The following is a 26310-nucleotide window of genomic DNA, read 5'->3' on the forward strand; positions in this document are numbered from 1 at the left end:
GACAATTCGTCCAAACAATACTCCTCCTCGGCTTCGAAGATCCAGACTTCTGCTGCTCTCTGGATACAAAAGAGAACCGATGGCCATACTGGAGCGACACAGCATCCAGCGCCGGGGCTCCCGGCACGCGGGATCGACGCGCCGCTGCAGCGGCCGGTGACGGAGGCGGACATGAGTACGGCAACGAACAAGGGCAGGGGCATGATGGGCGTGCCCGCGGAGGACGGGACGACGTCGGCGGCAGACCGCGCGCTCCTCCCATCGGCCCGCCCGGTGCAACTGATCGACCCCGAGGGGCGGCACACGCACGACGACCGCTACCCCCTCCCCGACGGTGAGCGCCTGCTCGGGGTCTACGGCCGGCTCGTGACGGGCCGCCGGATCAACGACCAGGCGAATGCACTCGTGCGCCAGGGCCGCATGGCGGTCTATCCGTCCTCGCACGGACAGGAGGCGTGCCAGGTGGCCGCCGCCGTCGTGCTGGACGAGGAGGACTGGCTGTTCCCCACCTATCGCGACACGGTCGCGGTCATTACGCGCGGCGTCGATCCGCTCGAGGTCCTGACGCTCCTGCGCGGCGACTGGCACGGCGGCTACGACCCCTACGAGCACCGCGTCGCCACGCAGGCCACCCCGCTCGCAACCCAGCTGCTGCATGCCGTCGGTGTGGCGCACGCCGCGAAGCTGCGCGGTGAGCCGACCGTGGTCCTCGCCATGTGCGGTGACGGTGCGACCAGCGAGGGGGACTTCCACGAGGCCCTGAACTTCGCCGCCGTGTTCCACGTCCCCGTGGTCTTCTTCATCCAGAACAACGAGTTCGCCATCTCGGTGCCGCTCTCGAGCCAGACCGTGGCGCCGTCGCTGGCGCACAAGGCCATCGGCTACGGCATGCCGGGCGAGCGGGTGGACGGGAACGACCTCGCTGCCCTCCTCTCCGTCCTCGGCTCCGCCGTGGACCGCGCGCGTGACGGCGGGGGCCCCTCGCTCATCGAGGCACACACCTACCGCATGCAGGCGCACACCAACGCCGACGACGCCACCCGCTACCGCTCGGCCGACGACGTCGAGCAGTGGGTGCCGCGCGATCCCCTCCTGCGGATGCGCACCTACCTGCGGGGCCTGAACCTGCTGACCGATGACGGGGAGCGCACGCTCTCCGACGAGGCGGAGCGCATCGCGGCCGCCATCCGCCAGGGACTCAACACGGAGGTCGACGTGAATCCGGCAGAGCTCTTCGAGTACGTGTACACCGAGAAGACGTCGCAGTTGCGCGAGCAGGCGGAGCAGCTGCGCGAGGAACTGGCGCGCGGCGCCGACCCCGCTGCGGACGACGCCGGCGACGCACCCGGCGCCGGCGACCAGGCGAAGGGGGACCGGCCATGACGCAGACCACGGAGGCGCCCGCCCGCGCAACCCAGGACCGGCAGGCCGGCGTCGTGCCACCCGCGCCGCGATCCACCTCGACGTTCGCGAAGGCCCTCAACGCAGCCCTCGCGGACGCCATGGAGGCCGATTCCGCCGTGCTCATGTTCGGCGAGGACGTCGGGAGGCTCGGCGGGGTCTTCCGCATCACCGACGGACTCACCGCCCGGTTCGGCGAGGAGCGGTGCTTCGACACCCCGCTCGCCGAGGCCGGCATCATGGGCATGGCCGTGGGCATGGCGATGAACGGCATGAAGCCCGTGGTCGAGATGCAGTTCGACGCCTTCGCCTACCCGGCCTTCGAGCAGGTGGTGAGCCATGTCGCGAAGATGCCGAACAGGACCCGCGGCAAGGTGCGCCTGCCGATCGTCATCCGGATTCCCTACGCCGGCGGGATCGGCGGCGTGGAGCACCACTGCGACTCCTCCGAGGCCTACTACGCGCACACGCCGGGCCTCACCGTGCTGGCTCCCGCCACGGTGCGCGACGCCTACTTCATGCTGCGCGAGGCCATCGCCTCCCCGGACCCCGTCGTCTTCCTCGAGCCGAAGAAGCTGTACTGGTCGAAGGAGGAGGTGGACCTCGCGGAGCTCCGCCGCACGTACGACGACGGTCAGGCGCCCCGGCGGATCGGCCGCGCCGTCGTCGCCCGCGCGGGGACCGACGCCACGCTCATCACCTACGGGCCGTCCGTGCCCACGGCGCTCGCCGCTGCGGTTGCCGCCGCCGAGGAGGGGCGCTCGATCGAGGTCATCGACCTGCGCTCCATCGTGCCCTTCGACGACGAGACCGTCTGCGAGAGCGTCCGGCGCACCGGCCGCGCCGTCGTGGTGGCCGAGGCCCCAGGATTCGCGTCGGTGGCGTCGGAGATCGTGGCCCGCGTGCAGGAGCGCTGTTTCCACTCGCTGGCGGCGCCCGTGCTCCGCGTCACCGGCTTCGACATCCCCTACCCCTCACCCAAGCTGGAGCATTTCTACCTGCCGAGCGTGGACCGCATCCTGGACGCCGTCGACCAGCTGCAGTGGGAGGACTGACATGAGCACGCCGACCGTTGCCGAGAAGCTCCTCGTCTTCATGCTCCCCGACCTGGGCGAGGGCCTCACGGAGGCCGAGCTGGTGTCCTGGCTCGTCGCGGAGGGGGACACCGTCGTCGTCGACCAGGCGATCGCCGAGGTCGAGACCGCCAAGTCCGTGGTCGAGGTGCCGTCGCCCTTCGCGGGAACGGTCGCCGTCCTCCACGGGCGGCCGGGCGAGGTGCTCGACGTCGGCGCCCCCTTCCTGTCCGTGCGGCCCGAGGGGGCTCTCGTATCAGGATCCGGCGCAGCTACCCCTGATGCCGCGGTCACCTCCGATGCCGCGGCGATCGACGGCGCCGCCGAGGAGCTTCGAGAGGATTCCGGTGTCCCGGCGTCCGCGACTCGCCCCGACGAGCGGTCGCCGGTCGTGAGCGAGGGGTCCGGGAACGTCCTCATCGGGTACGGCACCCCGGGTGGGCTGACCGGCGGCCGGACGCGACCGCGGAAGGGTGCGGTCCCGACAGGCACGCGGCCGGCGCTCGAAGGTGCTGTTGATTCGACGAGCAGCCCGGCGATCGCATCCGCGCACCTTCCCGGGCAGGCTCCGGCCCAGGGTCCTGCCCGCACTCCGGCCGGGACGCCGGCCCACACGCCGACCGACCCGGGTGCGGCCCCCGAGCGGCGCGCACCCCTGTGCGTCTCGCCGCTCGTGCGCAAGCTCGCCCGCGACCACGGCGTCAGGCTCGACGACGTCCGCGGGTCGGGGGAGAAGGGCCTGATCCTCCGGCGCGACATCGATGCCGCCATCGCCGCGCACGTCAGCCCCTCCGACCTGACCGATGGTCCCGACACGCCGGCGCCCCCCGCGGAGGCATCGGTGTCCCGTGACTCACGGTCCGGCCTAGCCGTCCTCGAGCGGACACCACTGCGCGGCGTGCGCCGGACGATCGCGGACGCCATGTCGCGGAGCCGGCGGGAGATCCCCGAGGCGACCGTGTGGGTGGATGTCGACGTCACGGCCCTCGTGGAACTCCGCGACGGGATCAAACGGCGCACGCCCGACGCCGTCCCCGGCATCCTCGCCTTCGTGGCGCGCTTCGTGGTCGCGGGCCTGGCACGCTATCCCGCGCTGAACAGCAGGATCACCACGGGCGAGGACGGCACGCAGGAGCTCGTGCGCGTGGACGGCGTGAACCTCGGCATCGCAGCACAGACCGACCGAGGTCTCGTGGTGCCGAGCGTCCGACGCGCCGACACCCTGTCGGCGCGTGAACTCGACACCGAGATCCGGCGCTTGGCTGCCCTGGCGCGCACCGGGAAGGCGACACCGTCCGACCTGTCCTCCGGTACCTTCACGCTGAACAACTACGGCGTCTTCGGAGTGGATGGCAGCGCCGCGATCATCAACTACCCGGAATCGGCGATCCTCGGCATGGGGCGCATCCTGGACCGCCCCTGGGTGGTCGACGGTGAGCTCGCCGTGCGGAAGGTGACCGAGCTGACGCTCGCGTTCGACCACCGGGTGTGCGACGGCGGGACGGCCGGTGGGTTCCTCCGCTTCGTCGCCGACGCGATGGAGAACCCGGGCGGGATGCTGGCCGACCTCTGACCGGCCGCGGCGAACGCTGTCCGGTCAGCCCTCGCCGGGGTCTCCCAGCAGACCGCGCTGGGCGAGGTCGGCCTCCGAAGCTGCCTCCGGGGGCAGCGGATCCGTGGCATCGGGGACGTCGTCCGGGACATAGTCCTTCAGGCCCAGTGCCACTTCCTCGCGTTCGGTGGCGAGCGCCAGGGCGTCGTCGTCCACGTGGTCGTCGGACTTGCCGTGGGTCCGGGGCGAGGGCCGCGGCAGGGCGTCGTTGTCGGGGTTGAGATCGTCCAGCGTCGGGAACTCTTCGTCGATGTCAGCCATCGCTCGAGCCTAGGAAGGCGTGCAGTCGGTCGCGACGTGCGGATCGTGCCGGTCGATACCTTCCGCTCGACGGCGGCGCGACCTATGATCCGCCGCCGACCGTCCCGGGCAACACCCGGCCCTGTGCACGACGCACCCGGTGAACGGGTGCCCAGGCCGTCCGTCCTGCGCGAGCAGGAACGGCTCGACGCCGTGACGGACGTGGTGCTCGTCGTCCCCGTGTACTGGTGGTCCATGCCGGCGATCCCCACGGGGTGGATCGACCGGGTCTTCATCGGCGGGTGTGCCTCCGACGACGACGGCCCGCATCTCGGCTACCCCGCTCGCCGCGCGCGGGGTGCTCCGAGGCCCGGGGAGGTGCGCACGGGGGCGTGGGGGACCGTAGGGTGGGACCGGTGATCGAATCGACCGAAAGCATCCCGTCCGGCACGCCGACCAGCCGGCCCGGCTTCGTCCGGGTCCTCGGCGCCACCGAGAACAATCTGCGCGGAGTCGACGTTGACTGCCCCCGCGACGCCGTCGTCGCCTTCACGGGTGTCTCGGGCTCGGGCAAGTCCTCCCTCGCGTTCGGGACCATCTACGCCGAGGCCCAGCGCCGCTACCTGGAGTCCGTGGCCCCGTACGCGCGGCGGCTCATCCAGCAGGGCCACACCCCGCACGTCGCCTCGATCACCGGGCTGCCTCCCGCCGTCGCCCTCCAGCAGCGGCGCGGCACCCCGAGCGCCCGCTCGACCGTCGGCACGCTGACCACGCTGTCGAACTCCCTGCGGATGCTCTACTCCCGGGCCGGCACGTACCCGGCGGACGCCGCCGGACGGCTCGAGTCCGACGCCTTCTCACCGAACACCGCGGCCGGAGCCTGCCCGCGCTGCCATGGGCTCGGAATAGCCCGCGACGTCACGGAGCAGTCCCTCGTTCCCGATCCGACGCTCAGCATCCGCGACGGCGCCATCGCCGCGTGGCCGGGAGCCTGGCAGGGCAAGAACCTGCGCGACGTCGTGAGCGAACTGGGCCATGACATCGACGTCCCGTGGCGCGAGCTGCCGGAGGAGGCGAGGACGTGGCTCCTGTTCACCGAGGAGCAGCCCGTGGTCGAGGTGACCCCGCAGCGGGACCGCGTGGCCAAGCCCTACAAGGGGCGCTTCTGGAGCGCGAAGAGCTACGTGCTGCACACCCTGCACGATTCCAAGAGCCAGCAGATGCGCGAGCGCGTCCTGCCCTTCATGGAATCCGGGCCGTGCGGGGTCTGCGGCGGGAGCGGGCTGCGGCCGGAGGCGCTCGCGGTGACGTTCGCCGGCCTCTCGATCGCCGAGGCCAACGCCCTGCCGCTGGCGGAGCTGGCGGCGCACCTCGAACCGGCGGCGACCCTCGACCACCCGTCCGCAGCCCACCGGTCGTGGACCTCGGGGGAGGGGACGGAGGTGTCGGTGACCATCAGCAGGGACCTCGTGCAGCGGCTCGGCACACTCGTGGACCTCGGGCTCGGCTACCTCAGCCTCGGCCGCGCCACGCCCACGCTCTCACCCGGGGAGATGCAGCGGCTCCGGATCGCCACCCAGCTCCGCTCCGGCCTGTTCGGCGTGGTCTACGTCCTCGACGAGCCCTCGGCGGGCCTTCATCCGGCCGACGTCGAGCCGCTCCTGGCCGTCCTCGAGGAGCTCAAGGACGCCGGCAACTCGGTGTTCGTCGTCGAGCACAACATGGACGTGGTGCGCCACGCGGACTGGATCGTCGACGTGGGCCCGGGTGCGGGCGAGGGCGGCGGCACCGTCCTCTACAGCGGCCCGGTCGACGGCCTCGCCGCCATCCCGGCATCGGTGACGGCACCGTTCCTCGCCGGAAGCGGCTCCGCGGACGCCGGTCCTCCCGCACCGCGTGCGCCCGCGGGCTGGCTGCGCCTGACCGGCATCCACCGCCACAACCTCGCGGGACTCGACGCCGAGATCCCGGTCGGCGTGCTGACGGCGGTCACCGGGGTGTCCGGTTCCGGGAAGTCGACCCTGGTCAGTACGGTCCTGGCCGAGGCCGTCGGGGCGCACGTGCGCAACGACACCCCGGAGGAGATCGACGACGACGACGACGCCGACGGTCAGGCCGGCGCGGCAGAGCCGCCGGCTGCGGGCATCAGCGGCCTCGAGGCCGTCGACCGGCTCGTCAGCGTCAACCAGAAGCCGATCGGGCGGACGCCGCGATCCAACCTCGCCACCTACACGGGGCTCTTCGACGCCGTGCGGAAGGCCTTTGCCGCGACGGACGAGGCCCGGGCCCGGGGCTTCGGAGCGGGTCGCTTCTCCTTCAACGTGCAGGGCGGCCGCTGCGAGACGTGCCAGGGCGAAGGTTTCGTGTCCGTCGAGCTGCTCTTCCTGCCCGGGAGCTACGGGCCGTGCCCCACCTGCCACGGCGCGCGCTACAACGAGGAGACGCTCGCGGTCACGCTGGACGGCCGCAGCATCGCCGACGTGCTCGCCCTGACGGTCGACGACGCCGCCGGTTTCCTCGCGAACGTCCCCGCCGCAGCGCGCTCCCTCGCCACGCTCCGCGAGGTGGGCCTGGGCTACCTCCGCCTCGGCCAGCCGGCCACAGAGTTGTCCGGGGGCGAGGCCCAGCGGATCAAGCTCGCCACGGAACTGCAGCGCGCCCGCCGCGGGCACACCCTGTACCTGCTCGACGAGCCGACCACGGGCCTGCACCCGGCCGACGTCGTCCTGCTCCTCACCCAGCTGCGCACACTCGTGGACGCGGGGAACACCGTCGTGGTCGTGGAGCACACCATGTCCGTGGTGGCCGCGGCCGACTGGGTGATCGACCTCGGGCCCGGCGGCGGGTCGGCGGGCGGGTCGATCGTCGCGGCGGGGACGCCTGCTGACGTCGCGCGCCTCGACGCGGGGACGAGCGCCACGGCGCCCTATCTCGCACTCCACCTGTCTGGTCATCGGTCGGCGCCCGCGCAACGGGTGTGACGCGCCGGGCCCGCGCCGCGGCGACGTCGTGCGGCGGGCCGAGTGCTTCGGCCGGTGCCGGTGCGCGGGCTAGACCAGCGCGGGGGCGAAGTCGTCGCGCGCGGACCTGCTGCCATCCAGGGAGGCCCACGCCCCGGCGAGGATTCCCACGGCCCGTCGGGTGTCCTCAGCCGGATAGCTGAAGGGGACGCGGAGGAAGCGCTCGAACACGCCGCCCATGCCGAAGCGGGGACCCGCTCCGAGCAGCAGGCCGCGGTCGCGCGCGGCGAGGGCGAGCTCCGAGCTGACCGGGGCGCCGAGATTGACCCAGGTGCACAGGCCGCCCGAGACGCGCGGTACGTCCCAGCCCGGCAGCTGTGCGGCGAGGAGCCGGCCGAGCTCCCGCTGTCCGTCGTCGAGCTGCTGCGCCCGGAACCGGAGCAGCGCGTCGTAGTCCCCGAGCATCTCGAGGGCGATCAGCTGCTCGAGGATCGGCGTCCCGAGGTCCTGCGCGTACCGTGACTGCACGAGCCGCCGGATCACCTCGCGCTCGGCCCTGATCCAGCCGATACGCAGCCCGCCCCAGACGGTCTTGCCCATGGAGCCGATCAGCACGGCGGGACCGAACGCCGCGAGGGGCGGCTCGGCGTCGCCCTCGATCCGCAGCTCGGCCATCGTCTCGTCCGCCACGACCACCGTGCCAGCCCGCGCCGCGGCGGACATGAGGCGCTCGCGCTGACCGGGCGGCATCACGGCCCCGGTGGGGTTGTGGAAGTCCGGCATCACGTAGGCGAGGGCGGGCCGTGCCCGGTCGAAGGCCTGCTCCAGGCCGTCGTCGTCCCAGCCGTCCCCCGCGCCGACGGAGACGGGGACGAGCCGCCGGCCGGCCGCGCGGAGCGCCTCGTACGCGTGCGGATAGCTCGGGGCCTCGACCAGGACGGTGTCGCTGCGTGTCAGCCAGGTCCGCGCGAGGAGCGAGATGGCGTGCTGCGCGCCGAGGGTCACCATGAGCTGCCCGGGCTCGGTCGGTACGCCGCGGGCGGTGTACCGGTCCGCGAGGGCCTGCCGCAGCCGGGGGAGGCCGAGCAGGTCGTAGCCGTCACCGTTGAGGTAGGCGGGCAGCTCGGCGGCGGCACGCGCGGCTGCTTCGCCGACCTGCGGGGCGGCGGGCAGCGCCGCCTTGCTGAGGTCGAACACGACGCCGGAGCCCCCGTCGTCGTGCACCGGGGCGCCGCGTCCCGGCATCGACACCACGGATCCCGAGCCGCGCATGCTCTGCACGTACCCGGCCGAGCGCAGGCGCGCGTAGGCGGCGGCGACGAGCGTGCGGCTGACCGCGAGCTGCACCGCGAGTTCCCGCTCGGCCGGTAGCCGTGACCCGAGGGGGATCCGGCCGTCGAGGGTGAGCAGGCGGATGCGGTCGCCCAGTGCAGCGTAGGCGGGCCCGGCGGTCCGCCAGGAGCCGAGTTCCGCGGCGAGGCGCCGCGCGGTGAGGACCATCATGGAGCCACCATCCCATGATTGGCATCTTGTTGTCAGTCCAATGACAGGTTCTACTGAAGGCATGACCTTCCTCGGTGTCCGGCGCGGACTGCAACTGCTGCTCGGACTCTTCCTCTACGGCCTGTCCCTCGCGATGATGATCCGGGCGACCCTCGGCGTCTCGCCGTGGGACGTCCTCGGGCAGGGCGGGTCCCTCCGGACCGGCATCCCCTTCGGTTTCATGACCAACATCATCGGCCTGATCGTCCTGCTCCTCTGGATCCCGCTGCGGCAGCGCCCGGGCATCGGCACCGTCCTCAACGTCGCGCTCGTGGGGCCGAGCGCGGAGATCGGCCTGGCACTGCTCACCGAGCCCACCCAGCTGTGGGCGCGGATCCTGCTGTTCACCGGCGGGCTGGTGCTCCTCGCCGTCGCCAGCGGCCTCTACATCGGTGCCCGCCTGGGCCCCGGACCCCGCGACGGACTGATGACGGGCATCCACGCGCGCAGCGGCCTGCCCATCTGGCTGGTCCGCACCGGCATCGAGGGCACGGTGCTGGTGCTGGGCTGGCTGCTCGGCGGGACCGTGGGGCTGGGCACCGTCGCCTTCGCGCTCCTCATCGGGCCCCTGATCAACCTCGCGCTGCCGGTCTTCCGGGTGCCGGAGCGCCCACGGTCCGCCCCGGACACCACCCCGGACACCACCCCGGACACCGCCCCGGACACCGCCCCGGACACCGCCCCGGAAACCGCCCCGGACACCGCCCCGGACACCGCCCCGGACACCGCCCCGGACACCGCGACTGCCGGGACCTGACGCCGCAGATCCCCGCTCCGACGCCCGGTGGGGTTGCCGGATGGGCTCCTCGCGCCACGAGGTCCCGGCCTGCTCCCCGGCGGGCGGACCCGGCAGACCTAGACTGGGAGTCCTGCCGCGACCGAGAGGACCCCATGACCGCCGACGTCCCCAGTGCCGAGACCCGCAGCCCCTGGCGCGAGCTCGCGCCGGGCATCTACCAGCTCCCGACTCCCGGCTTCCGGATGAACGTGGGCCTCGTCGTCGGGCGCGAGCGCGCCCTGGTGGTCGACGCCGGTGCGGGTCCCGTCGGGGCCGCCGAGGTGTACGGGCAGGTCCGGGGCATCACCGATCTGCCCCTGATCGTGGTCAACACGCACGCGCACGCGGATCACTTCTTCGGCAACGCCTATTTCGCCGCACAGGGTGTGGAGGACTTCTGGGCCACCGCGAGGTGCAGCACCGCGCAGGGTGAGACCGGCGAGGACCAGCGGACGCTGGTCGCCGTCGTCGAACCGGCCATGGGCGCGGGCGATGGCGACCACACGCAGATCCTCCCGGCCAACCGGCTCGTGGAGGGCACGCCCGTGGACCTCGACCTGGGGGAGGTGTCGGTGACCCTCTTCCACCTTGGCCGCGGCCACACGGACCACGACCTGCTCGTCGGCGCCGGGAACGTCCTCTTCACGGGTGACCTCGTGGAGGAGGGTGCGGATCCGGCGTTCGAGGACTCCTTCCCCGTGGACTGGGTGCGGACGCTCGGGAAGATGGTGGCGCTGGAGGACCTCTACGACGTGTTCGTCCCCGGTCACGGAGCCCCCGTCGGCGTCGCGGAGGTCACCACGCAGATGAACAAGATGCGCAGCGCCATCCGCGTGACCCGGCTCGCCATGGACGAGGCCTCCGTGGACATGACGAAAGCCATCCCGATCCTCCCGTACGGCCCCGAGCAGTCGCGCGCCCTGCTGATCCGCCTGCGCACGCTGGCCCACTGGACGTGGCTGACACGCAAGCACTGACCCGGCCGGGTGGCCCGAGGACCTAGGCGGTCGCGCCGAAGACGGTCCGGTCCAGGAAGGCGTTGCGGAATTTGCCCTCGGGATCCATGCGTGCGGCCAGGGCGCGGAAGTCGTCGAAGCGCGGATAGAGCGGGGCCAGCCGGGCGGCATCAGCAGTGAACAGCTTGCCCCAGTGCGGACGCATGGCGAACGGCGCCAGGGCGGCCTCGATCTCCGGCAGCAGCGCCTCGACCTCGGGCTGGGCGGGCTTCCAGGTGAAGTGGAGGCCGATGCCGGCCCGCTGGTAGTTGTTGCTGAGCCAGAGCCCGTCCGCGGCCATCGAGCGGATCTCCGAGACCTGCAGCAGCGGCGTGATGCGTGGCGCGAGGGCGCGTACGGCCTCGATGGCCGCGACGGCGTGTTGGCGGCCCACGAGATACTCGGTCTGCAGTTCCTCGCCGTTGCTGGGGGTGAAGGCGAGGCGGAAGTGGGCCAGGCGGTCCGACCACGGTCCTGCGACGCCGAGCTGCTGCGTGCAGTGGTCCGCGGCCACACCCGGCACCGGATGCAGGGCGGCCTCTGCCGGCCTGCCGCCGAAGAAGTCCGTGGGGACGGCGGTCCCGCTGTCGACGCGGCTCTTCAGCCAGGCCTGACCGATGGTGCCGCCGGTCCAGTCCGTGAAGAGGCTGACGCTGTAGGCGGCGGAGGTGGCGGCGTCGTAGTCGGCGAGCACGGCGTCCCACGGGACGTCCGTGAAGACGTCCTGACGGACCTCGAAGGTCGGCTCGATGCGCAGCGTCACGCGGTGCACCACCCCGAGGGCGCCGAGGCCCACCACTATGCCGTCGAAATCGTCGTCGCCCTGCGTGACGGTGAGGACGTCACCGGAGGCCGTGACGATCTCCAGGCCCACGACGGCGGTTGCGAGGTTACCGTTGCGGTCCCCCGATCCGTGGGTGGCTGTCGCGATGGCACCACCGATGGAGATGTGGGGGAGGGAGGCGAGGTTGTGCAGCGCGTAGCCGCCGCGCTGCAGGTGCTCGGCGAGGACGCCGTACCGTACGCCCGCGCCGACCGTGACCGTGAGGGCCTCCGGATCGACCGAGACGGCAGGGTCCATGACGTCCAGCGACACGAGGGTGCCCGGGCTGTCCGCGATGTCGTTGAAGGAGTGGCGGGAGCCGAGGGCGCTGACGCGGGTGCCTCCCTCGACGGCCCGTTGCAGCTCCGTGAGCGTGGTGGGGTGCTCGATCGCCTCGGCGGCATACGTATGGTTGCCCGCCCAGTTGAGCCGGTCCCGTGCCTGTTCCTCGATCATGGTGTCCTTGTCTGGCAGGGTCGCGCCGGCGGGAAAGGAGCCGCGGGACACAAGCGGTAGGGTGCCCGGCAATCCTACAACGTTGTAGACTCGCGGGACGCGTGACGTACAGGGCATCACCGGCGGATCGAGGGAGCGCTATGGCGGCCACACTGAAGGACGTCGCCCTGGCGGCCGGCGTCTCGATCAAGACCGTCTCGAACGTCATCAACGACTACCAGCACATCCGGGCCGACACCAAGCAGCGGGTCATGGAGGCCATCGACGAGCTCGGGTACAGTCCCAACCTCTCGGCACGCAGCCTCCGGTCGGGCAGGACCGGCGTGATCGGCCTCGCCGTCCCCGAACTGTCCCTCAGCTACTTCGCCGAACTGGCCGATGCCGTCATCACGGCAGCCGAGCGGCGGGGGCTCAAGGTCCTCATCGAGCAGACCGGCGGCGGTGACCGGGCACGCGAGCTGGAGATCCTGCGGAGCCCACGGCTGCAGATGACCGACGGCCTGCTCTTCAGTCCGCTCGGCATGTCGAACGAGGACGCCCACTACCTCGACGTCAACTTCCCGCTCGTCCTGCTCGGTGAACGGATCTTCGGCGGCCCCACCGACCACGTGACCATGAGCAACGTGGAATCGGCGCGGGCCGCGACAGCACACCTCATCTCGAAGGGGCGGCGGCGCATCGCCGTCGTCGGCGGTCACCGGGGGGAGGTGATCGGCTCGGCCGGTCTCCGCCTGCGCGGCTACCAGCAGGCACTCGAGGAGGCGGGGATCCCCTTCGATCCCGCCCTCGTCGGCCACACCACCTTCTGGCACCGTGCCAATGGGGCGACGTCCATGCGCGAGCTCCTCGAATCGGGGGTGGAGTTCGACGCGATGTTCGGCATGAACGACACCCTGGCGCTCGGTGCCATGCGGGTTCTGCAGGAGGCGGGGCGGCGGATACCCGACGATGTCGCCGTCATCGGGTTCGACGACCTCGACGAGGGGCGGTACTCCCTGCCGACCCTCTCCACCATCGACCCGGGCAGGGTCGAGATCGCGGACACCGCGGTCCGGGTGCTGCAGGAGCGGATCTCCCGGCGCGACGGTGATACGCCTCCCCGCGAATTCGAAGCCCGCTACCAGGTGATCGAGCGCGAGTCCTCCGCGCTGCCCGGCTGAGCTGCCCGCGTCGCGGGCCGCGGTTCCGACGCCGGGGGAGATTCCTTGCAGCACCTGCTTGACAGTGACCCGCCTCACTCTGCATGCTTCTTCTACATCGTTTACCTACAACGATGTAAACGACGGAACCGAGACCTGCTCCATACCTCTCCACCGGAGGTCGGCGCGCAGGAGGACGGGACCCGGATCAAGGAAGATTCGAGCGGGCACGCCATCCGGGTGCCCCGGTGATCCTCCTCCCTGCAGCACCTGGACCGGCCGCCCACGGGCTGGCCACGGTGGAACGCCACCGCGAGAGGAAGCACACGATATGAAAGCCACGTTCCTGGCATCGGTCGGCATCGCCGCCGCCACCGCCGTAGCACTGACCGGCTGCTCCGGAGGGGAATCCGGCGGCGGAGGAGGGGGCTCCGAAGCGGCCTCCTGCACCAACACCGTCGTCAACGCCGAGGCTCCCCAGGTGACCGTCTGGGCCTGGTACCCCGGTTTCGACCAGGTGGTCGACACCTTCAACAACGCCAATGACGACGTCCAGATCTGCTGGACGAACGCAGGTCAGGGCAATGACGAGTACACGAAGTTCTCGACGTCGATCGAGTCCGGGTCCGGTGCCCCTGACGTCATCCAGCTCGAGTCCGAGGTCCTCTCCAGCTTCACCATCCGCGACGCCCTCGTGGACCTGACCGAGTTCGGCGCGAACGACGTCGAGGGGGACTACGCCGAGGGTGCCTGGGAGGACGCATCGAGCGGCGACGCCGTGTACGCGATCCCGGTCGACGGCGGACCCATGGGCATGCTCTACCGCCAGGACATCTTCGACGCCGCGGGCATCGAGGTGCCGACCACCTGGGAGGAGTTCGAGGCGGCCGCGCAGACCCTGAAGGACTCGGGCGACGGCGCGGTCATGGCCGACTTCCCGACCAACGGCCGCGCGTTCAACCAGGCGCTCTTCGCCCAGGCCGGGTCCGTCCCGTTCGAGTACGACTCCGCGAACCCGCAGGAGATCGGCATCACTGTGAACGACGACGGCGCCAAGAAGGTGCTCGAGTACTGGGAGGGACTCGTCAAGGACGGTCTCGTGGCCACCGATGACGCCTTCACCGCCGACTACAACACCAAGCTGGTCGACGGTTCCTACGCCGTGTATCTCGCGGCGGCCTGGGGGCCCGGATACCTGCAGGGTCTCTCGGACGCCGACCCGACCGCGGTCTGGCGTGCAGCGCCGCTTCCGCAGTGGGACGCTGCGAACCCGGTGCAGGTCAACTGGGGCGGCTCGACCTTCGCGGTGACCGAGCAGGCCTCCGACAAGGAGCTCGCCGCGAAGGTGGCCATGGGCATCTTCGGGAACGAGGAAGGCATGAACCTCGGCGTCGACGCGGGCGCCCTGTTCCCCTCCTACGCGCCGGTCCTGGAATCCGACGAGTTCGCCACCAAGGAGTACGAGTTCTTCGGCGGGCAGCAGATCAATAAGGACGTGTTCCTCGACGCCGCTGCCGGCTACGAGGGCGCCACGTTCAGCCCCTTCCAGAACTACGCCTACGACCAGCTGACGGTGCAGATCTACGCGATGGTCCAGGGCGAGAAGGACGCGAGCCAGGCACTCGACGACCTGCAGGCCTCGCTCGAGCAGTACGCCACCGAGCAGGGCTTCACGCTCACGTAGCCTGCCGGCAGGGTGCCCGCTCCAGGACGGGCACCCTGCGTCCCGGTCCCTGCGGAGACCTCCACCCCACATCCGTTCCGATCCCCGAGGAAAGACCACCATGGCCACGACCACCGCGCCGACGTCGTCACACCGCGCCGAGGCACACCAGCAGGTCAAGCACCGACCGGACAGGAACTACCGGCGCCGCCAACGCTGGGGATGGCTGTTCGTCGCACCCTTCGCCCTGATCTTCCTGACCTTCCTGGTCCTACCGCTCGTCTTCGCCTTCCGGATGAGCCTGTTCACGAGCACGCTCGCCACCGGCGACAGATTCGTGGGATTCGCGAACTACGCCAAGGCCTTCACCGATCCGCTCTTCCTCGACGGACTGCTCACGGTCGCGAAGTTCGGGCTCATCATGATCCCGGCGCAGATGATCGTGGCGCTGATCGCCGCGCTCGTCCTCGACAACCTGGCCACCTGGGCGTCGAAGTTCTCCCGGCTGATGATCTTCATCCCCTATGCCGTGCCAGTGGTCATCGGCGCGCTCATGTGGGGCTTCCTCTACAGCCCGCGCTTCGGTCCCGCGAGTACGGTCTTCGCCCTGTTCGGGGCCGAGGCGCCGAACTTCCTCGCGCAGGACAGCATCTTCGGCAGCCTCGTGAACATCGTCACCTGGCAGTGGGCCGGCTACTACATGATCATCATCTACGCGGCACTGCGGGGCATCGACCCCGGCATCTACGAGGCGGCCGTGCTCGACGGCGCCTCGGACCGGCAGATCGCCACGCGCATCAAGGTGCCGATGATCTCCTCGTCGCTCGTGATGGTGGTGATCTTCGCGCTGATCGGGACCCTCCAGTTCTTCACCGAACCACAGGTGCTGCGGGGGGTGGCGCAGGGTGCCATCCCCACGGACTACACACCGAACATGTACGCGTTCTCGCTGGCCTTCTCCTACAGCCAGTTCAACTACGCCTCGGCCATCTCCTTCGCCCTCGGCATCGTGGTCTTCGTGTTCTCCTTCTTTTTCCTCTTCCTGACCCGCAAGCAGAGCGGACTGAAATAAGCCATGGCACTCGTCACCGACACGCTCGATCCGAAGCAGCAGGGCGGCAGGGGCCGGAGCACGGCGTCGCGCACCAGGGCCCGCAGCGGCGGACCTCGCATCGGCTCGCACATCTTCCTGCTCATCCTCGTCATCTACTTCATCACCCCCATCTGGTGGCTGACCGTCGCGAGCACCAAGGACACCGCCGGCCTCTTCAGCGGCTCGGGCGGACCACTGTGGTTCGACGACGAGTTCCACTTCGTCGACAACGTGCAGGGCCTGTTCGACCGCCAGAACGGCATCTACTGGCGGTGGCTCGGCAACTCGTTCCTGTATGCGATCTCCGGTGGTGTGGGAGCGACGGTCCTCGCGGTCCTCGCCGGCTACGGCTTCGCCAAGTACAGGTTCCGCGGCCGGGGCGCCTTCTTCGGCGTCCTCCTGGGCGCGGTCATGGTCCCGCTGACGGCGCTCGTCATCCCGACGTTCGTCCTGCTCAGCGAAGTGGGCCTCGTCAACACCATCTGGGCCGTCATCCTCCCGTCGCTCCTCAGCCCCTTCGGCGTCTACCTCATGCGGGTCTTCGCCCAGGAGGCGGTGCCGGACGAACTGCTCGATGCCGCACGGATCGACGGGGCGGGGGAACTCCGGACGTTCTTCACCATCGCGCTGCCGCTGCTCCGCCCGGCCATCGTCACGGTGCTCCTGCTCTCCGTCGTCGGCACCTGGAACAACTTCTTCCTGCCGCTCGCGGTCCTCAGCGACCCGCTGCTGCTCCCCGTCACGGTGGGACTCAACGGCTGGACCGCCCTCTCCAACGCCGGCAGCGGCGGCGAGGCGCTGTGGAACCTCATCACCACGGGTGCCTTCATCTCGATCATCCCGCTGATCATCGCCTTCCTGTCCCTCCAGAAGTACTGGCAGGGCGGACTGTCCCTGGGCTCGCTCAAGTAGCCCGGGCACCCGCCCCCACCGACCCATGACACCGCGCAGAAAGTAGTTCGATGCAGAACGCACGCCTCACCCTCGACCCCCACTTCACGGTCGGGCCGATCAACCGCAACATCTTCGGCGGTTTCGTCGAACACCTCGGCCGCCACGTGTACGACGGCATCTACGAGCCCGGCCACGCCACGGCCGACGACGAAGGCTTCCGCCAGGACGTCGTCGAACTGGTCAGGGAGATGGGTGTCTCGACCATCCGCTACCCGGGCGGCAACTTCGTCTCCGGTTTCCGCTGGGAGGACAGCGTGGGCCCGCGCGAGGAGCGCCCCACGCGCCTCGATCTCGCGTGGCACTCCACGGAGACGAACCAGGTCGGCATGCACGAGTTCGCCTCCTGGCTGCGGAAGGTGGGCAGCGACCTCATGCTCGCGGTGAACCTCGGGACGCGCGGCACGCTCGAGGCCCTCGAACTGCTCGAATACGCGAACCTGCCCAAGGGCACGGCACTCGCCGACCAGCGCATGGCCGACGGGCGGCCCGACCCGTTCGACGTGAAGATCTGGTGCCTCGGCAACGAGATGGACGGTCCCTGGCAGCTCGGGCACCGCTCCGCGGAGGACTACGGCAAGCTCGCCTCCCGCACCGCCAAGGCCATGCGCCAGCTCGATCCGTCGATCCAGCTCGTGGCCTGCGGATCCTCCAGCGCCCACATGCCGACCTTCGGCGAGTGGGAGCGCGTGGTCCTCTCGCACACGTACGACGACGTCGACTACATCTCCTGCCACGCCTACTACGAGGAGAAGAACGGCGACCTCGCCTCGTTCCTCGCCTCCGCCGTGGACATGGACCACTTCATCGAATCGGTGGTCGCCACCGCCGACCACGTGAAGGCCGTCCGCGGCAGCTCGAAGACCATCAACATCTCCTTCGACGAGTGGAACGTCTGGTACATCAGCCGCTTCGAGAACGTCGACAAGATCCAGGGCCTCGACAACTGGCCGGTCGCCCCGCGCCTGCTGGAGGACTGCTACTCGGTGGCGGACGCCGTCGTGTTCGGCAACCTGATGATCTCGCTGCTCAAGCACGCGGACCGCGTGACGTCGGCGTCGCTGGCGCAGCTCGTGAACGTGATCGCGCCGATCATGACGGAGCCGGACGGCCCGGCGTGGCGCCAGACGACCTTCTACCCGTTCGCCATCACCTCACGCCGGGCGCAGGGCTCCGTCCTCGAACTGAAGCTGGACGCCGGCACGTACGAGAGCGCCGAGTACGGCGTCGTCCCGCTCGTGGACGCCGTGGCGACGCACGACGACGCCGCAGGTACCGCCGCCGTCTTCCTGGTCAACCGCTCACAGACCGAGGAGATCATCGTGACGATCGACATCGCGGCCCTCGAGGGCTTCACCGGCGTCAGCGCCGAGTCGCTGTACGATACGGACGTGTATGCCAAGAACACTCTCGAGGAGCCCGAGCGCGTGACCATGAAGCCCAACACCACGGCGACGCTCGACGGCGGCGCCGTCACCGTCACGCTGCCACCCGTGTCATGGACGGCCGTAGCCCTCGCATGAACCACCCCGAATACAGGATCGAGGGCGACGGCTATGCGGCCGTCGTCCTCGGTCTCGGTGCCGCCGTCCGTGAACTGACGTTCGAGGGCCGCCCCCTCGTGGTCGGCTTCGGCCCCGACGAGGACATGCCCAACTTCCGCGGCGCCTTCGTGGCTCCCTGGCCCAACCGGATCGCCGACGGGCGCTACACGTTCGACGGCGTCGATCACGAACTGCCGATCAACGAGCCCGAGCGGGGCACGGCCCTCCACGGACTCGTCTTCGACATCCCCTGGACGCTCGTGGAGCACACGGCCTCCAGCGTGACGCTCGGCTGCACCATCGAGCCGAGCGAGGCGTACCCCTTCACCGTCGCGCTGCACGCGCGCTTCGGCATCGGCCCGGACGGCTTCCGGACCGAGGTCACAGCGCTGAACACGGGATCCGGCCGGGCTCCCTACGGGGTCTGCCCCCACCCGTACCTGGTCGCGGGCACCTCCGCGCTCGACGACTGGGTGCTCGAACTCCCCGCCGCGACGGTGCTGACCGTGACTCCCGACCGTCTCCTGCCCGTCGGCAGGGAGGACGTGGACGGGACGCCCTTCGACTTCCGTTCGGCGCACGCCCTCGGGAACGTGCAGATCGACCACGCGTTCACCGGGATCCAGCGTGACGCCGCGGGGCTCGCGACCGTGCGCCTCATGGACCCTGCCGATGGGACGGGGGCGGCGATGACGTGGGACGGGAGCTGCCCCTGGGTCCAGATCCACACCGCGGACCTCCCGAAGAAGCCCGAGAGCACGCGCCTCGGTCTCGCCGTCGAACCCATGACCTGTCCGCCGGAGGCGTTCAACTCCGGGGAGGACCTCGTGGTGCTCGAGCCCGGGCAGACGCACCGGACGGGTTGGACGATCAGCGCGCTCTAGCCGGCGGCGCCGGGCGGATCCCTACGGAGTGCGTGAGACCGCGAGCCGGCGGTCGCTCCCGGATGCGGCGCTTCCGCCGTCGACGAGCGCGAGCAGGTCGTCGAGCACATCGGGCAGGGACCGCGATGCGTCGACGGCCGTGAACGAGGCGAACTCGGGCAGGGCACGGTACCCGGCCTCCAGTGCCGCCAGGTCCGCCGGGTCCTCCTCGTCGGTGGCGCGGAGCCTCACGCGGTCGACGGCCACGCCGACCGGGACGTCGACGAAGGCGACGACGTCCGCGGCGGGGAGCAGGCCGAGGAGCCAGGGCACCATCACGCCGCGCGGCAGGCCCCGGGCCGCGCGGAGCGCCAGTTGGCATTCGAGGCCCCGGTCCAGTACGGCGACGCCGTCGTAGGTCCGCATCCGCATCTCGTTGCGCAGGACGTTGACCACCCGGGCGACCGTCTCGAGTGCGTCGAGGACTCGCGGACCCGGTACGTGTCCGAGCCGGGCCCACCAGCCGGCCATCGTCCGGCGGCCGGCCGGGTTCCTGAAGACGGCGGCGTCCTGCCCCCGGCGCACGAGGGCCCGCTCCAGCTCGTGCGCTGCCGTGCTCTTGCCGGAGCCGTCGATACCGATGAGGAGGATGCGCAGCGACGTGCCTTTCACGAGAGGGGACACACCTCCAACGGGAGGTTCCCGCGCGGTGTTCCCCGTCCTGCGGTCCGACCGGCGGATGCACAGCAACTTCACAGCGCCGGGATGGCTCGACGGCAGGGCCGGCATCCGTGGCCGTCGTGTCGCCGGGGGAGGCCTTCGCCGGCAGGACACGGCCTGGCCCTGCTCCGTCCGCCCGGTGAGCCGGGTCGAGGGCTACTGGCCGAGGACGCGCGGGCGCTCCTCGAGCGAGCGCAGCAGGTCGAGTTCTTCCCGGCGCGTCAGACCTGATCGCCGGTGGCGCGTCAGTCCCCGCGCGCGCTCGTCGTCGAGCGTGTCCTCGAGGGTCCGCCGAAGGTCCCGCAAGGTTCCTCCCGCGGCCCTGAAGGCGGCGTTGCTGCGCCGGCTGAAGCCGGAGAAGTCCTCGGGCAGCCAGAGCGGGAGCGATCGCGGGCCCGCCCAGTGGGTCACGCCCTGTTCCAGCAGCCAGTCCGACGGCGCCTCGACGACCGCACCGGTATGTCCCGCGACCGAGCGCGCCTGGCCCAGCATGTCGCCGAAGGAGGTCTCCTCGCCCACCGCGTTGATCGATCCCGTGGTCCCCGCACGGCCGGCGTCGACGGTCCACGCCGCGAGGTCCCGGACATCGACGACCTGGACGAAGCGGCCGGCGAGGGTGGGTGCCAGCACGGCGCCGTCGCCCGCCAGGGCGAAGCGCGATATCCAGTAGCCGAAACGGTCGCTGCCGTCGCCGGGACCGGCGATCAGCCCCGCGCGGACGGTGAGCAGCCGTTCTCCGAGGACCCTGCGCGATTCCTGCTCGCACATGACCTTCGCCGTGGCGTAGTCCGTGGGATCAGCCCCGACCCCGACGTCGACGAGGGCGGCAGCTTCGTCCGCCCCGGGCTGCGTGTTCGAGGCGTACACCGAGCACGAGGACACCAGCGTCCAGTGGGCGGCGCGCTCGGCCAGGGCGGCCAGGGCGCCGGAGACGTGCTGCACGTCCCACGAGATCTCGACGACCTCGTCCCAGTCCTCGGAGGCGACGGCCTGGTAGGCGGCGGGATCCGCGCGGTCGGCTGCAATGAGGACGGCTCCTGCCGGTGGCGGCCCCGCCGTGCCGCGCGCCAGGCAGGTCACCTCGTCCCCCTCGTCGAGGGACCGCGCCGCGAGTTCCCTGCCGAGCCAGGCCGTGCCACCGAGGATCAGCACGCGTCTCATGACGCCCCGACCCACCGCACCGTGCGCCTCACGGCTTTGCGCTCGAGGGCGCCGTCACGGGGTCGACCGGCCGGAGCGCGGCACCGCAGCGTCCGCGAGGACCCGTGCCCTGCCGGCGATCGGCGCGTCCGGAGCAGCTGCCCTCCACCCCGCGTCCGGGCCGTGGTCCTCGCTCGCCGCCCGCGCCAGGCGCGCGGCGAGCGTCCTGGCCTCGCACAGCCGCTCCGGCGGGCATGCGGGGACCGTTGGCAGGGCGAACTGCGGACCGGGCGCAGGGTCGGCGCGCATCGCGGCGGGGACGCCGGTGGAGAAACAGGAGCGCGCCAGGACCATCCCGCCCGCGGCGAGAAGGAGGAACGGGTAGCCCCGGATGCCCGCGAAGAGCGCGAGGATCCCGAGGGAGGTGCTGAGCAGGCCGAGTGGTACGAGGAGTCTAGAAGCCATCACGCGTCCGTCGTCGTTGACTGAGGGTGGTGGCACCGATGGTACCCGCTGTTCCGCCTGGCGGCGCTGCCGGCGCCGCGTGTCCCGGAGGACCGGCCCGAGGGGGCGGGCCGATCAGGCCGGTTCGGGCGACCGTGCCAGGGGTGCACACCGGGCGCAGCCCTGCCGACGTGCGGGACTGCGCCCGTTCCCTGTTCCGAGCCGGACCCTCCGCAGTGTCATTCCTTCACGGCGCCGGCCGAGGCGTTCATGATGCGCTTCTGGAACACGAAGAACACGATGGCCACCGGAACGGTCATGAGGGCCGCAGCCGCGAGCTTCAGCGGGTACTGCGTACCCTGGCTCAGCTGCCCCGAGGAGAGCTGGGCCACGCCCTTGGTCAGCGTGGTGAGCCCCGGGTCCTGCGTGGAGACGATGAAGTGGTTGAGCTCGTTCCAGGACCCCTGGAAGGACAGGATGACGATCGTCATCACCGCCGGCCGCGCCATGGGCAGAACCACGGACCAGAAAGTGCGGAACGTCCCGGCGCCGTCGATCCGCGCCTGCTCCTCGACGCTCACGGGGATGGATTCGAAGAAGTTCTTCATGATGAACACGCCGGCGGCGTCCGCGAGCAGTGGCAGGATCATCCCGGGATAGGAGTCGTAGATGCCGAGCTGGTTGATCACGAGGAACTTGGGGATCAGCAGGACCACACCCGGTACCGCCATCACCGCGATGAGCAGCGCGAACACCAGCCCGCGGCCCCGGAAGGGGATGCGCGCGAGCGCATAGCCGGCGAGGGAGTTGAAGAACACGCGGCCCGCGGTGACGAACAGGGTGACGATGAACGAGTTCCCCGCCCAGGTCGGGAAGTCGGACGCCGCGAAGAGCTGCGTGTAGGCCGCGGAGGTCCAGTTCTGCGGTACGAGTCCCAGCGGGTTCTGGGCGGCCTCGGGTTCGGTCTTGAACGAGCTCGAGACCTGCACGAGGAACGGCAGGATGTAGATGAGCGCCAGCACGGCGAGCAGGGCGTAGAGGAACAGCGCCCGGCGGCCCGTCCCGGCGGACCTGCCGCGCTTCCGCCCGGGCGAGGGCGACGACGGCGGGGTGGGCGTGGCCGGTCGGGTGGCGAGCTGGCTCATCGCCGTACCTCCCCGACGGGCTCGGCGGGGCTGGACGCGGTCCGCGCCCCCGTGGAGGACACGGTCACCGGCACCATGCGGCGCCGCCGGGGCACGTCGCGCTCCCGGAGCGCGAACCGCTGCAGCAGAGTGAGGACCACGATGATGGCGAAGAGGATGAAAGCGATCGCCGCTCCCTCACCCCAGCGCTGGTTGTTGAAGGCCGAGCTGAAGGAGAGGTAGGCGGGCGTGAGCGTCGTCTTCGCCGGGCCGCCCTGAGTACCGGTGTAGATCTGGTCGAACACCTGCCAGGATCCGATCAGGCCGAGGGTCAGCACGGTGAACAGGGTGGGCCGGAGCATCGGCAGGGTGACCAGCCAGAACCGCTGCCAGCCGTTGGCACCATCCACCATCGCGGCTTCCTGCACCTCACCACTGATGTTCTGCAGGGCCGCGATGAACAGGAGCATGAACGTCCCCGAGGTCGTGAAGATCGCCATGAGGATGAAGGCGCTCATGGCCACGGACGGCCCGGCGAGCCATTCCCAGCCGGAGATGCCGAGGAACCCGGGCTCCTGCAGCGCTCCCGGAGCCGTGCCGACGCCCACGGCCGCGAGGACCACGTGGATCACGCCGCGCGGGTCCTGGAACCAGTTGGGCCCGGTGACCGACACGAAGGAGAGGATGCGGTTCACCACGCCCGTCGAGCTGAAGAGGAACAGCCAGAGCACCGTGATGGCTACGGAGCTGGTGACCGACGGGAAGTAGAAGGCGGTGCGGAAGAAGCCTCGGCCGCGCAGGACCTGCCGGTTGACGAGGACCGCGAGGAAGATGCTGAGAGCGGTCTGCAGGGGTACCACGAGCAGGACGTAGTAGAGGTTGTTGCGGATGGAGGTCCCGAAGTCACGGGAGGTGAGGCCCTCGCCGTCGAGGATGGCTGCGTAGTTCTCGGTCCCGACGAAGCCGACCGACCCCGACAGGGGACTGCCCCTGCCGGTCCAGTCGGAGACGCTGACCCAGGCCGCCATGAGGACGGGGACCACGAGGAAGAGCCCGAGGATCACGACGACGGGCGAGATGAACAGCCAGCCCGTCAGTCCCTGTCGTCCCCGAGGGGTGCGGCGTCGGGTGGTGCCGGCGGTTCCTCGGGGGATGGTCGATGATGCCACCGGCGTGCTCCTTCGCAGCGATGTTGCAGGGGTCGTCCTGGGAGTCCGTCACCCTCGGGGCGACGGCTGCGGCCCGGCCGTGCAGGCCGGGTCGGTGTGGACCGCGGCAGCGACCGGCTTGCGGTCCGGTCGCTGCCGCGGGGACTGTGGGCCGGTCTACCGGGCGTCGGCGAGGACGGCTTCGAGGTCCGGCTGGATGCCGTCGAGGAGTTGCTGCGGGTCGGCCGTGCGGAGGCTCTCCAGCTGCGCGTTCAGTTCGGCGATGACGTCCACGGCCCCGGGCTGAGCCGGCACGTTCTGCGCGTAGTCGCCACCGGCGATGAAGGGCGCGAGATCCGGGTACTCGGTCGACCATTGGTCCGCGGCGGACTGGATGGACGGCATGACGCCGAAGGCCTGGGCGAAGGCGAGCTGGCTGTCCGCGGAGGTCAGTTGCTCGACCAGCTCACGGGCGCCGGCGATGTTCTCGCTGTCGGCCGCGATGCCCCAGCAGTTGGTGAACTGCAGGGTTCCCTTCCCGGCGGGGCCCTCGGGCAGCTCGGCGATCGAGTACTCGACGTCGGGGTAGTCCGCGCTCATGGCGCCGGCGATCCAATTGCCCTCGATGACCATGGCGGCCTGGCCCTTGCCGAAGGCCTCGCCGCCCCATCCCGCGCCGAGGTCCGAGGAGTAGGCGGCTACGCCATCGTCCAGGAGTTGCTGCACGTAGGTGAGCGCCTCGACGTTCTCCGTGCTGTTCGCCGTCGCCTCGCCGTCGGTGACGAGTCCACCGCCCGCCGCGGCGGCGAAGGCGCCGACGCGCTGGAACTCGGGGCTGAAGGCGAGCCCGGTGGTGCCGTCCTTCGTGAGGGTCGCGGCGGTGTCGGCCAGCTCGTCCCAGGTGGTGGGGATGTCCTCGTCGGTCAGCCCCGCGGCGGACCACAGCTGGTCATTGATCACGAGTCCGAGGGTGGAGAAGTCCTTGGGTGCGCAGTACAGCGTGTCCTCGTAGGTGAAGGCCTCGCGGAGGGCGGGGTAGAAGTCGTCCTTCGCCGCGAGGTCCTCGGCGTAGGGCTCCAGGGACCCGTTCGCCGCGTACCCGGCGAAGGCATCGGCGGAGACGTAGAAGACGTCGGCAGGATCACCGGAGGCGAAGCCCTGGCTGAGCTGCTGGGGGAGATCCGAGGCCACGTTCACGGTCGCCTCGATGCCGGATTCACCGGACCAGTCGGAGACCGCGCTGGTGACGGCGTCGGTCTCGGCCGTGCCGGAGGAGCCGATCAGGACGGTCAGGGGAGCATCGGTGGGCTCGGTCTGGTCGCCGGATCCTTCGCCGGCATCGGAGAATCCCGATCCTCCGCTGCAGGCGGAGAGGGTGAGCGCTCCCGCGGCCACGAGGGCCGCGGCGGCGAGGCGCCGGGGGGTGCGATGGTTGCCAGTCGTCATTGTCTGTGTCCTTCGTGGGAGGTGGTGCTGTCAGGAGCTGCCGACGGTGGAGATGTCACCGCCGAGCGGGTAGGACGTTCGTCGTGCCAGCGTCGCCGGCAGTAGCAGGTGCTTGTCCGGCGCGGGCGCGCCGGCGCCCGCCGCTGTTGTTTCCGCAAGCTGGTGGGTGAGGACGGCGATCGCGTGGCGGGCCGCGTCCTCGATGGGCTGCGCCACGCTGGACAGGCCGACGGCTGCGGCGACGGGTGTGTCGTCGAAGCCCGTCACGGCTGCCGGGCGGTCGGGGAAGGCCTCGCGCAGCTGGGCGGCAGCACCGAGGGCGAGCGAGTCGCTCGCGCAGACGATCGCCGTCGCCCCCGCGGCGATGAGGTGCCGCGTCGCGACGGCCCCGGTCTGGATGCCGTCGTCGATCGAGGCGGTGAGTTCGAGGATGCGCGCCGTCCCGACACCGGCCGCGGCGAGCGTGCGCTGCCATCCCGCCCGACGGTCGTCGCCCGCCCCGGAACCGCTCGGCCAGCCGAGGAAGCCGACGGAGGTGTGGCCCTCGGCGAGGAAGAGCGCGGTGGCTTCGGCCGTGCCGGCGCCACCGTCGACGTCGACCCATGCGTGGCGGCTGAGGAACGGATCCTCCGTCTCGCTCCAGGGGCGGCCGAACGCGGCGAAGGGGATGTCGCGGTCCATGAGCCAGGCCGTGCGGCGATCCCCGTGGTGCGTACCGGTGATGACGAACCCGTCGATGTCGGCGACCTGCAGGAGTTCCTCGTACTGGCCGATCTCGTCGGCGTCGGAGTCCGCGCTGAAGAGTGTGAGGCGGTAGCCCTCGCGCTGCGCGGTCTCGGTGAGGGAGTGCAGGAAGCGGTCCAGGATGGAGCCGTTGATGCCGTCGTGCACGGGCATGAGCCGCAGCCCGAGGTTCATGGACCGCCGCGTGCGGAGTTGCCGGGCGGCAGCGCTCGGCCGGTAACCGCTCGCGGCGATCGCAGCCTCGACGCGTTCCCGGGTGGCCGGCTTGACGCGGTGCGGGGCATTGATGACGTTGGAGATGGTCTGGCGGGAGACCCCGAGGGAATCTGCCAGGGTCACGAGCGTGGTCTTCGCCATGCCGTCCTGCCTCCCCTCCGTCGTCGGAGCACCGGGTGTGATGCGACGTTTACA

Annotated in this window: 23 protein-coding genes; 13 read left to right on the plus strand and 10 right to left on the minus strand. The window is 70.8% G+C overall.

Annotated elements, in window-relative coordinates:
* Positions 1 to 171 precede the first annotated feature (171 nt).
* The 3 genes from pdhA to ASF21_RS05130 are packed head-to-tail and all read left to right on the plus strand — an operon-like array spanning position 172 to position 4047.
* Positions 172 to 1383, plus strand: coding sequence for a pyruvate dehydrogenase (acetyl-transferring) E1 component subunit alpha (gene pdhA, locus ASF21_RS05120; protein ID WP_082471239.1), 1212 nt, complete (start codon positions 172 to 174; stop codon positions 1381 to 1383).
* Positions 1380 to 2456, plus strand: coding sequence for an alpha-ketoacid dehydrogenase subunit beta (locus ASF21_RS05125; protein WP_082471240.1), 1077 nt, complete (start codon positions 1380 to 1382; stop codon positions 2454 to 2456). The genes pdhA and ASF21_RS05125 overlap by 4 nt, the downstream gene beginning before the upstream one ends.
* A gap of 1 nt (position 2457) precedes the next feature.
* Entirely contained in the window at positions 2458 to 4047 is a 1590-nt protein-coding gene (locus ASF21_RS05130; protein WP_055767647.1) for a 2-oxo acid dehydrogenase subunit E2, read from the plus strand.
* A 24-nt stretch (positions 4048 to 4071) separates the two neighbouring features.
* On the opposite strand, the gene ASF21_RS05135 is transcribed toward ASF21_RS05130, so the two are convergent.
* Positions 4072 to 4347, minus strand: a complete 276-nt coding sequence (locus tag ASF21_RS05135; protein WP_055767650.1) for a hypothetical protein — start codon at positions 4345 to 4347, stop codon at positions 4072 to 4074.
* A 123-nt stretch (positions 4348 to 4470) separates the two neighbouring features.
* Between ASF21_RS05135 and ASF21_RS05140 the strand changes: the two genes are divergently transcribed.
* Together ASF21_RS05140 and ASF21_RS05145 are read left to right on the plus strand one after the other, a co-directional pair.
* On the plus strand, positions 4471 to 4746 hold the full coding sequence (locus tag ASF21_RS05140; protein WP_055767653.1) for an NAD(P)H-dependent oxidoreductase: 276 nt from the start codon (positions 4471 to 4473) through the stop codon (positions 4744 to 4746).
* Positions 4743 to 7307, plus strand: coding sequence for an ABC transporter (locus tag ASF21_RS05145; protein ID WP_414826598.1), 2565 nt, complete (start codon positions 4743 to 4745; stop codon positions 7305 to 7307). The genes ASF21_RS05140 and ASF21_RS05145 overlap by 4 nt, the downstream gene beginning before the upstream one ends.
* A gap of 69 nt (positions 7308 to 7376) precedes the next feature.
* On the opposite strand, the gene ASF21_RS05150 is transcribed toward ASF21_RS05145, so the two are convergent.
* Positions 7377 to 8789 (minus strand): PLP-dependent aminotransferase family protein, encoded by a 1413-nt coding sequence (locus tag ASF21_RS05150; protein ID WP_055767655.1) that lies wholly within the window; start codon positions 8787 to 8789, stop codon positions 7377 to 7379.
* Between the two features lie 61 nt (positions 8790 to 8850).
* Between ASF21_RS05150 and ASF21_RS05155 the strand changes: the two genes are divergently transcribed.
* Positions 8851 to 9585: a YczE/YyaS/YitT family protein gene (locus tag ASF21_RS05155; protein ID WP_200914771.1), complete on the plus strand. Its 735-nt coding sequence runs from the start codon at positions 8851 to 8853 to the stop codon at positions 9583 to 9585.
* Between the two features lie 134 nt (positions 9586 to 9719).
* Positions 9720 to 10583, plus strand: coding sequence for an MBL fold metallo-hydrolase (locus ASF21_RS05160; RefSeq protein WP_055767658.1), 864 nt, complete (start codon positions 9720 to 9722; stop codon positions 10581 to 10583).
* 22 nt (positions 10584 to 10605) lie between these two features.
* On the opposite strand, the gene ASF21_RS05165 is transcribed toward ASF21_RS05160, so the two are convergent.
* The gene (locus ASF21_RS05165; protein WP_055767661.1) at positions 10606 to 11880 is read right to left on the minus strand and encodes an FAD-binding protein; all 1275 of its coding nucleotides are present in this window, start codon (positions 11878 to 11880) and stop codon (positions 10606 to 10608) included.
* 140 nt (positions 11881 to 12020) lie between these two features.
* Between ASF21_RS05165 and ASF21_RS05170 the strand changes: the two genes are divergently transcribed.
* The 6 genes from ASF21_RS05170 (at position 12021) to ASF21_RS05195 (ending at position 19154) form a co-directional block, all read left to right on the plus strand.
* The gene (locus ASF21_RS05170) at positions 12021 to 13040 is read left to right on the plus strand and encodes a LacI family DNA-binding transcriptional regulator (RefSeq protein WP_055767665.1); all 1020 of its coding nucleotides are present in this window, start codon (positions 12021 to 12023) and stop codon (positions 13038 to 13040) included.
* Positions 13041 to 13350: 310 nt separating this feature from the next.
* Positions 13351 to 14703 (plus strand): ABC transporter substrate-binding protein, encoded by a 1353-nt coding sequence (locus tag ASF21_RS05175; protein WP_055767668.1) that lies wholly within the window; start codon positions 13351 to 13353, stop codon positions 14701 to 14703.
* A gap of 100 nt (positions 14704 to 14803) precedes the next feature.
* Positions 14804 to 15754, plus strand: a complete 951-nt coding sequence (locus tag ASF21_RS05180) for a carbohydrate ABC transporter permease (RefSeq protein WP_055767669.1) — start codon at positions 14804 to 14806, stop codon at positions 15752 to 15754.
* Positions 15755 to 15757: 3 nt separating this feature from the next.
* Positions 15758 to 16687 (plus strand): carbohydrate ABC transporter permease, encoded by a 930-nt coding sequence (locus ASF21_RS05185; protein ID WP_082471241.1) that lies wholly within the window; start codon positions 15758 to 15760, stop codon positions 16685 to 16687.
* 50 nt (positions 16688 to 16737) lie between these two features.
* Entirely contained in the window at positions 16738 to 18249 is a 1512-nt protein-coding gene (locus tag ASF21_RS05190; RefSeq protein WP_055767671.1) for an alpha-N-arabinofuranosidase, read from the plus strand.
* On the plus strand, positions 18246 to 19154 hold the full coding sequence (locus tag ASF21_RS05195) for an aldose 1-epimerase family protein (protein WP_055767674.1): 909 nt from the start codon (positions 18246 to 18248) through the stop codon (positions 19152 to 19154). The genes ASF21_RS05190 and ASF21_RS05195 overlap by 4 nt, the downstream gene beginning before the upstream one ends.
* 21 nt (positions 19155 to 19175) lie before the next feature.
* Here the strand turns inward: ASF21_RS05195 and ASF21_RS05200 are convergent, their stop codons facing one another.
* From ASF21_RS05200 to ASF21_RS05230, 7 genes are all read right to left on the minus strand, one after another.
* A complete protein-coding gene (locus ASF21_RS05200; RefSeq protein ID WP_082471242.1) occupies positions 19176 to 19817 on the minus strand; it encodes a hypothetical protein in 642 nt (213 codons plus the stop codon).
* 192 nt (positions 19818 to 20009) lie between these two features.
* On the minus strand, positions 20010 to 21014 hold the full coding sequence (locus ASF21_RS05205; protein ID WP_055767677.1) for an NAD-dependent epimerase/dehydratase family protein: 1005 nt from the start codon (positions 21012 to 21014) through the stop codon (positions 20010 to 20012).
* A gap of 54 nt (positions 21015 to 21068) precedes the next feature.
* Entirely contained in the window at positions 21069 to 21494 is a 426-nt protein-coding gene (locus ASF21_RS05210) for a hypothetical protein (RefSeq protein ID WP_157365745.1), read from the minus strand.
* 182 nt (positions 21495 to 21676) lie between these two features.
* Positions 21677 to 22582, minus strand: coding sequence for a carbohydrate ABC transporter permease (locus ASF21_RS05215; RefSeq protein ID WP_055767682.1), 906 nt, complete (start codon positions 22580 to 22582; stop codon positions 21677 to 21679).
* Entirely contained in the window at positions 22579 to 23730 is a 1152-nt protein-coding gene (locus tag ASF21_RS05220) for a carbohydrate ABC transporter permease (protein WP_414826599.1), read from the minus strand. The genes ASF21_RS05215 and ASF21_RS05220 overlap by 4 nt, the downstream gene beginning before the upstream one ends.
* Before the next feature lie 156 nt (positions 23731 to 23886).
* Positions 23887 to 25155, minus strand: coding sequence for an extracellular solute-binding protein (locus ASF21_RS05225; RefSeq protein ID WP_055767685.1), 1269 nt, complete (start codon positions 25153 to 25155; stop codon positions 23887 to 23889).
* 30 nt (positions 25156 to 25185) lie between these two features.
* A complete protein-coding gene (locus ASF21_RS05230; RefSeq protein WP_055767688.1) occupies positions 25186 to 26256 on the minus strand; it encodes a LacI family DNA-binding transcriptional regulator in 1071 nt (356 codons plus the stop codon).
* Positions 26257 to 26310 lie beyond the last annotated feature (54 nt).

The organism is Arthrobacter sp. Leaf234 (assembly GCF_001422665.1).
Lineage (GTDB): Bacteria > Actinomycetota > Actinomycetes > Actinomycetales > Micrococcaceae > Arthrobacter_D.